Annotated in this window: 4 protein-coding genes; 2 read left to right on the plus strand and 2 right to left on the minus strand. The window is 67.4% G+C overall.

Annotated features, from left to right (window positions below; genetic code table 11):
- Nucleotides 1-83: 83 nt before the first annotated feature.
- On the minus strand, nt 84-995 hold the full coding sequence (locus EX88_RS0122145) for a complex I NDUFA9 subunit family protein (protein ID WP_031374160.1): 912 nt from the start codon (nt 993-995) through the stop codon (nt 84-86).
- Nucleotides 996-1,005: 10 nt separating this feature from the next.
- On the minus strand, nt 1,006-3,078 hold the full coding sequence (locus EX88_RS0122150) for a lytic transglycosylase domain-containing protein (protein WP_081931377.1): 2,073 nt from the start codon (nt 3,076-3,078) through the stop codon (nt 1,006-1,008).
- Between the two features lie 317 nt (nt 3,079-3,395).
- Between EX88_RS0122150 and EX88_RS0122155 the strand changes: the two genes are divergently transcribed.
- Nucleotides 3,396-4,193: a sulfite exporter TauE/SafE family protein gene (locus tag EX88_RS0122155; protein ID WP_031374162.1), complete on the plus strand. Its 798-nt coding sequence runs from the start codon at nt 3,396-3,398 to the stop codon at nt 4,191-4,193.
- Nucleotides 4,194-4,472: 279 nt separating this feature from the next.
- Nucleotides 4,473-7,400: a TonB-dependent receptor gene (locus EX88_RS0122160; protein ID WP_031374163.1), complete on the plus strand. Its 2,928-nt coding sequence runs from the start codon at nt 4,473-4,475 to the stop codon at nt 7,398-7,400.
- The last annotated feature ends 885 nt before the right edge of the window (nt 7,401-8,285 follow it).

The raw sequence follows: 8,285 nt of genomic DNA on the forward strand, positions 1-8,285 counted from the left end.
CTTTCGCTCACCGCTGCGGTTGGTCGCGACTTGCGTCGCTCCTACCCAAAAGCGCGATGCCGCTCCTGCCCTGGATACGTGCCTCAACCGGCGTGCGCGTTCAGTCCCAGGATTTCCGGCAGATGCGACAGCACCGGCGTCGGGCTGACGCCGAGCTTCAGCAAACCGTTCTCGACGCTGGTCGAGTCGGTCTGCAGCGAGCGCCAGTTGTCGCGGCTGATCGGTTTGCCGGGCAGCCACTCGCCGATCTCGGCTTGCACTTTGCCGAGCGATTCCGGCAGCGGCAGCACCGCGCGCAGGCGCCGGCGCGCACGCGCCGTCGCGCGCACGATCTCGGCAAGGGTCATCACCTCGGGGCCGACCAGGTTGTAGCTGCGGCTGACGTGGCTGTCGTCGGCGAGCGCGTTGACGAAGGCCTGGGTGACGTCGCCGATCCAGACCGGCTGGAAGCGCGCGTTGGCACGTCCCATCGGCAACAACGGCGCGTAGCGCAACAGCGCGTCGAAACGGCAGAACAGGCCGTCGCCTGCGCCGGCGATGACCGAAGGGCGGAACAGGGTCCAGGCCAGCTTGGAGGCGCGCACGCGCTGCTCGGCGCGGCCGCGCGACTCCAGGTAATGGCTGTGGCCGGTGCCGGCGTTGAGCGCGCTCATCTGCAGCAGCCGCGACACGCCCATGTCGCGCATCGCTTCGAGCAAGGCGTCCAGCAGTTCGACGTAGACGTGCTCGAAGCCGGCGCCGCTGTCGCCCTGCTCGTTGAGGATGCCGACCAGGTTGACCACCGCGTCGACGTCGTCGAGCACGGCGCGCAGGAAGTCCGGGTTGCCGATATCGCCTTCGATGATGCTGGCATCGCGCGACAACAGCTTTTTCTTGGCCGGGTCGACGCCGCGGCTCAGCACGGTGATGCGGTAACGCTCGCGCAGCAGGTGCTCGACGAGATGGCGGCCGACGAAACCGGTGCCGCCGAGAATCAGAACATGACGACGGGGCATGGCGGCAGGCTCACTCTTGTTCGGCCGGCGCCGGCGCGGTCGCGGCGGCGCTCGCCGCCGGGCAGGCGAAGGACTTGCGCTTGCCGGTGGCGATGCCGCGCATGCGGTCGCTGACGTTGTGGGCGTCGCCGTTGAGGCGCCAGTCGTAGATCACGCTGAAGGCGAGCACGCGCGCGACGTATTCGCGGGTCTCTTTGTAGCTGATGGTCTCGATCCAGAACTCCGGCTCCATGCCCGGGCGCTGCGACTGCCAGCGCGCCAGCGGCGCCGGGCCGGCGTTGTAGCCGGCCATCGCGAAGTAGGGCTGGCCGCCGTACTTGTCGAGCAACTGACGCAGGTAGGCGGTGCCGAGGATGATGTTGGTGTCGGAGTCGTACAGGCTGGCGGCGCCGCCCCAGGGCAGGCCCAGGCTCTTGGCGACCGCAGCGCCGGTGCCGGGCAGCACCTGCATCAGGCCCATCGCGTTGGCGCCCGAGCGCGCGGTCGGGTTGAAGATGCTCTCGGCGCGGATTTCGGCGGCGACCCAGGCCGGGTCGATGCCGTTCTTGGCCGACTCGCGGCGGATCGTGTCGCCGTGGTGCAGCGGGAAGCGCAGGTAGTACAGGCGCTGCTCCTGCGGGGTCTTGTTGAGCGAGAACACCGCGCGGTCGAACCAGTTGTAGCTCTGCGCCACTTCGATGGCGATGCGGCGCTGGGTGTCGTCGAAGCGGCTCAGCGCATCGTCCCATTCGCGCACCGCCCAACCGGTGCGTTCGATCTGGAACAAACCCATCGCCCGCAACAGGGCCGGGTCGCGCGCGATCGCGGCCTTGGCCGCGGCGCTGTCGGTCGGTTGCACCGGGCACAGCGCATACGGCGCGCCGAGCCGGTCGGCGGCCATGAAGCCGTGGAAATCGGTCTTCTTCGCCGCTTCGCGGTAGATGCGGTCGGCGCCGGCCTTGTCGCCGGCGCGTTCGCTGAGGCGGGCCTCGAAATACTGCCAGCGCGAATCGCCGCGTTGCTTGGCGCCCATCTTCTTGATCGCGGCGAGTGCGCCGGCCCAGTCCGAACGGGCCATCGCTTCGCGCGCGCGCCACTCGTGCAGGCGTTCGTCGTAGGCGACCTCGGGCACGGCGTTGAGGCGGCGCGCCGATTCGGCTTCATAGGACGCCACCGACCACAGCGCGGTCTGGTACAGCACGCGGCCGCGGTCGGCGTCGCTGAAGCCGAGCGCGTTGGCGTACTTGGGCAATTGCTGCTCGGCGCTGGCCGGCTGAGCCTTGGCGAGCTTGGCCAGGCCGTAGGAAGCGATCTTGCGGCTGCGCTCGGTCTTCGGCCACGACAGTGCGCGTTCGTTGACGCTGTCGAGGAAGGCGGCGTAGTCGTTCGCTTGTGCGAGTTCGGCGGCGGGCAATCCGCGCGCGGCCGAACGCATCACTGCCGGCTGCCATTCGGCGGCCGCGGCCTCGATGCGCTCCCAGCGCAACTCCGGCGACAGCGCGCCCTGGGCCGCGAGCACCGCGAACGGGCCGTCGCAACTGTCGGGCAGGGATTTGCCGCTGCTGCGCCAGATCGCCTGCGCTTCGCGCGTCCAGCTCTCGTCGGTGCGGCCCAGGGCCTGGCGCGCGTTCAATTCGGCGCAGCGCAGGCTGACGCTGCGTTCCTTGCCGGTGGCGCTCTTCGGCGTCCACGCGGCGAGGAAACTCGGCCAGTCTTCGCGACGCGCGGTCGCCGCCAGCCAGATTTCGCGGAAGGCTTCGCCGGAGGCTTCCTTGCCGCGACGGGCGAGGAAATCCTGGGCCTGGCCGTTGTTGACCGTGTCGATGCCGCGGCGCAGGTTGGCGTACTCGATCCAAGCGTACAGCGGGTGCCGCGCGAGATCGGCGTACTGGCCGCTGTCGAACTGGCCGCGTTCGGCCGCTTCGATCGCCGCGCGCAGGCGCGGCAGCAGAGGGTCGACCGCGGGCGCCGGCAAGGCGTTCACGACCGGCGCCGGCTTGATAGCGGCCTGGGTTGGCGCCGACGCCGTGGTCTGGGCGCAAGCGGTGGTGGCGAGGGCCGCGGCGAGCGCAGCGATGACGAGTGTGTAGGGGCGTGGCAGCATCGTCGGACTATAGCCCAGCACGCATGAATGCCTTATGTGAACATTCGCTGTCGATGCGCTGCTTGCGAAGCGCGTCGCAGCTTTCCCGGCGCTCGCTCGAAGACTGGCCTGCGCATTCGCGCCGTTACTGCCGCGCCGTTGTTGCTTCAGGATCGTGGAGGCGATGCGAAGGTTCGGTGCGATCGGGCTCGTGCGGTGGATCGTTGTCACACGTTGGTCTCGTGGCCGTGCCTGCGAACGGGCGCATCGTGGCAGGCGTTCGCGGCGCGGCACTGCGACCATGTAGGCTCGACCCTGATCTTGCGGAGCATTCGACGGTGACAGCCTGGTTGGTTTTTCTCGCATTGGGCGCCGTGGCCGGCGTGCTCGCCGGCTTGCTCGGCATCGGCGGCGGCCTGGTGCTGGTCGCCGCACTCGCCTGGCTGGCGCCGCTGATGGGCATTCCGCAGGAAGCGGCCATGCACACCGCGCTGGCCAGTTCGCTGGCCAGCATCGTGTTGACCGCGACCGCCTCGGCCCGCGCGCATGCCAAGCGCGGCAGCGTGATGTGGCCGACCGTGCGCTGGATGGTGCCGGGGCTGCTGCTCGGCGGTTGGCTCGGCAGTTTCGTCGCCGTGCGCGTCGACGGCGATTGGCTGCGTTTGATCGTCGCCGGCTACTGCCTGATCGCCGCCGCGCAGTTGCTGTTCGGCAAGAACGGGGCGCCGCTCGCCGACGGCGCGCCGCCGCCGCAGGGCCTGCCGCTGTCGGCCGCGGGCGTCGGCATCGGCGCGGTGTCGGCGGTGGTCGGCATCGGCGGCGGCAGCATAACCGTGCCCTTGCTGGTCTGGCGCGGCGTCGCCCCGGTGCGCGCGGTCGGCACCTCCTCGGCCTGCGGCGTGGCGATCGGCCTGGCCAGTGCGGTCGGCTACGCCCTCAACGCGCCGGCCGGGGCCTTGCCCGAGCACGCCATCGGCTACGTCTACCTGCCGGCGGCGATCGGCGTCGCCATCGCCTCGGTGTTCGCCGCACCCTACGGCACCCGACTCGCTCACAAGCTGCACGGCGACACCCTCAAGCGGGTGTTCGCAGCCTTCCTGATCCTGGTCGCGGTCAGCCTGTTGCTCGGCGGCTGAAGCGCGACCGCGGTCGCGTTTGCGCGCCTGGCCGGCCCGAGCTGCGGCCGTTGCCGGGTATTAACTGAATAGGCGTCGGTCGTTCGCCCATAGGCGACGTACGTCTCAGCCCGCAGCCGATCCCGATCAGAAATGGGACCGAGTTGGCAAGTAGTCCCTATTTGCGCCTTGTGGCGGATTCACGAATTGTTTACAACCTCCCGGTGCCGTCCGACATGGATGGACGGCGTGCCAATAGCCATCAGAGCTACAGCCACATTCTTGAGGGAGAGAGAGTCGATGAAAGTGTCGCGTCGTCATGCCTTGGCGAAAGCCATTCAGTTGTCCCTGCTGGTCGCCCTGCCGGGGCTCGCAGCCGCCCAGGAAGCAGCGCCTGCCCGAGACGCCACCACGCTGGACACCGTCCAGGTCACCGGCACTCGCATCAAGAAGGCCGAGATCGAAAGCCAGGTCCCGGTCCAGACCCTTACCCGCGACGACATCGAACGCACCGGTCTGACCTCGATCGGCGACGTGGTGCAGGAGCTCACCGGCGCCGGTTCGGCGCTCAACACCAAGTTCAACTCCTCCGGCAACTTCGGCTTCTCGCCCAACGGCGACGGCGTCGGCGCCGGTTCGGCCCAGGTCGACCTGCGTCACCTCGGGCCCAAGCGCGTCCTCGTCCTCGTCGACGGCATGCGCTGGGTCAACGAATCCTCGGCTTCCGGCGTGGGCGCGGCGACCGACCTCAACACCATCCCGCTGGCCATCGTCGAGCGCATCGAAGTGCTCGAGGACGGCGCCTCGTCGCTGTACGGCTCCGACGCGATCGCCGGCGTGGTCAACATCATCACCCGCCGTAATTTCGATGGCGGCCAGATCACCCTCAACTACGGCCAGTACGGCGAAGGCGACGGCGAGCTCATGGGCTTCGACGCGGCCTGGGGCTACAACACCGACCGCGCCAACCTGTTCCTGGGCTTGAGCTACGTCGATCAGGACCCGGTGTTCTCGCGCGACCGCGAACTCTCGCGCGTGCCGGTGCCGGGCCTGGGCGTGGAAACCGGCAGCTCGGCGACGCCGAACGGCCGCTTCATCATCACCCCGGCGACCGCCAGCACCGCGTGCCCGCTGACCGATACCGACGACGATCCGAGTACGCCGTCGATCCCGTTCTGCAACATCACCACGCCCAACGGCAGCAGCTTCCCGAACGGCGTGCGCTACCCGCAGGACTTCATCCGTTTCACCGGCGCCAACCGCTACAACTTCGCCGAACAGAACATGCTGCTGACGCCGTCCAAGCGCACCGGCGTGTTCGGCCAGTTCCGCTACCACTTCAACGATAACGTGCAGGCCTACGTCAAGGCGCTGTACAACCGTCGCGAGTCGGTCAACCAGGCCGCGCCGGAACCGCTGTTCCTGGGCCTGGACGCCGGCACCGGCAACCCCTGGTCCGAGCACATCACCGTCTCGCGCCTCAACCCATATAACCCGTTCGGCTTCGACCTCACCACCGAAGGCGCCAACCCGAACCTGGTCCTGATCGGCCGTCGTCCGGTCGAGGGCGGCCCGCGCATCTTCGAGCAGGAAGTCGACACCAAGTACATCGCCGCGGGCGTGGAAGGCAGCTTCGACGCCGGCGACCGCACCTTCTTCTGGGACGTCAACTTCGCCAGCAACAAGAACGAAGCCGAACAGACCAACCGCGGCAGCTACAACATCCGCAACATCAACATCGCCGTGGGCGACCCGGCCGTGTGCGCCGCGACCCCGGGCTGCGTGCCGCTGAACCTGTTCGGCGGCCCGGGCACGATCACCCCGGCGATGCTGCAGTGGATCAGCCCGATCGTGCGCGACCGCAGCGAGCAGAAGCTGCAGACCTTCACCGCCAACCTGTCGGGCGACCTGTTCGAAGCCTGGGCCGGCCCGCTGTCGTTCGCCGCCGGTTACGAATACCGCAAGTACGAAGGCTTCTATTCGCCCGATGCGATCACCGTGGCCGGTTTCTACAACGGTACCCAGTCGTTGCCGACCCAGGGCGAGTACGACGTCAACGAAGCCTATGTCGAACTCAACCTGCCGCTGATCAAGGAAGGCAGCTTCGGCAAGAGCCTCGACCTGAGCCTGGCCGGGCGCTATTCGGATTATTCGACCTTCGGCGGCCAGTTCACCCCGAAGTACGGCCTGCGTTGGCAGGTCGCCGATGAATTCCTGCTGCGCACCACCTACGCAGAAGGTTTCCGCGCGCCGTCGATCGGCGAGTTGTTCGGCTCGGCCAGCCGCGCCGACCTGCAGCTCAGCGACCCCTGCCTGATCTCGATCACCGGCTCGCCGGCGACCGGCAACCGCGCCAACTGCGCCGCCCTCGGCGTGCCGGCCGGCGCAACCCAGGCCAACAGCCAGATCTCGGTGCAGACCGGCGGCAACCCGGACCTCGAGCCGGAAACCGCGCGCAGCTTCACCGCCGGCTTCGTCTACAGCCCGGCCTGGGCCGCGGGCGTGCCGTGGTCGGACAAGTTCGACTTCGAAGTGACCTTCTACCGCCATTCGCTGGAAGGCGCGGTACAGGCGATCGACGCGCAGACCCAGCTCAACCTGTGCGTACAGACGCTCGACCCGACCTACTGCGGCGGCATCACCCGTTCCAGCGTCGGCGGCATCAACTCTTTCGAGAACAAGCTGACCAACCTGGGTTCGATCAAGACCTCCGGCTGGGACGTGGACTTCTTCTGGACCCTGCCGGAGACCTCGCTCGGCCAGTTCAAGGTCAGCTGGCAGAACACCTTCGTGACCCAGTACGACGCCGTCGGTGCGGCCGGCCAGGTGCAGCCGCGCCGTCCGGGCGTGGAAGTCAACGACAGCGCGATCCCGGAGTGGACCTCGAACGCGAGCCTGTCGTGGAAGCGCAACGCCTGGACCGCGTCGTGGACCATCCGCCACATCTCCGACATGACCGAAATCTGCCAGGCCTCGGCGCTGGACTCGCCGTACTGCGATAACCCGGTCACCGGCGACAACAAGCTCGATGCGATCACCTACCACGACCTGCAGGTGGGTTATCACATCGACTGGCTGAAGGGCCTGCAGATCACCGGTGGCGTCAACAACGTCGCCGACAAGGATCCGCCGGTGTGCCTGTCGTGCTCGCTCAACGGTTACGACGCCTCGACCTACGACATCCCGGGCGGTCGTTTCTTCTACCTGCGCGCCGATCTGCGTTTCTGATCGACGAACAGCGGCCGGCTCAGGCCGGTCGCTGGCGGGGCAAGGCTCGAAACACGAACGGCCGGTGCTTGCACCGGCCGTTTTGTTTTGGGCGCCGATGCGTGGTGTTGCTTCGTGCCCCCGCTCTTCCTGTAGGAGCGGCGTGAGCCGCGACCGCGGGACGCGCAGGAACACCAATGCCGATATCGCTCATCGAAGTGGCGTGCCGTCGCAGGGGTAGGAGCGGCGCAAGCCGCGACCGCGCTGCTTCGGCCTCGCTGCGAATCGCTCAAGCAAGATCAGGATCAAACGCCTAAAGCTTCCGCCACTAAAGCGGCGGGTTACTTTCTTTTGTCATAAGCAACGCGGGGCTTTTTCATACGGGACATCCCTGTCCCGATGAAAAACGGCCCGCATCCGTGCGGGCCGCCCTTCGGGTCTTCAGTTGCCTTCGCTAGCGCGAAGCTGCGCACAGCAACAGCAACAGCAGAATCTTTACGACAACGACAACGACAACGACAACGACAACGGCAACGGCAACGGCAACGGCTGTTGTCGTTGCGATGCTCTAGGGGTAGGAGCGGCGCGAGCCGCGACCGCGCGGCTGCAGTTTGCGTCGTGGTCCGCACTTGACCATGAATCCATCCGCTTCGTTGCTTCTATTGTCGTATCGAGGCGATCACGTAAGAGCCGCCGTGGCGTGCGATTACGCGGTCGCGGATTGTGACCGAAGGAAATCCAGTAGGACGCCGCTCCTACCCGGGGAGCGTTGCAGCAAACTGAGGTTGCTGTTGCTGTTGCTGTTGCTGTTGCTGTTGCTGTGCGCCGTCTTGCACTAGCGAAGGCAAAGGAAGACCCGGAGGGCGGCGCGCAGGGATGCGCGCCGTTTTTCATCGGGACAGGGAT

The sequence above is a fragment of the Lysobacter antibioticus genome, assembly GCF_000731095.1.
Taxonomy (GTDB): Bacteria; Pseudomonadota; Gammaproteobacteria; order Xanthomonadales; family Xanthomonadaceae; genus Lysobacter; species Lysobacter antibioticus_B.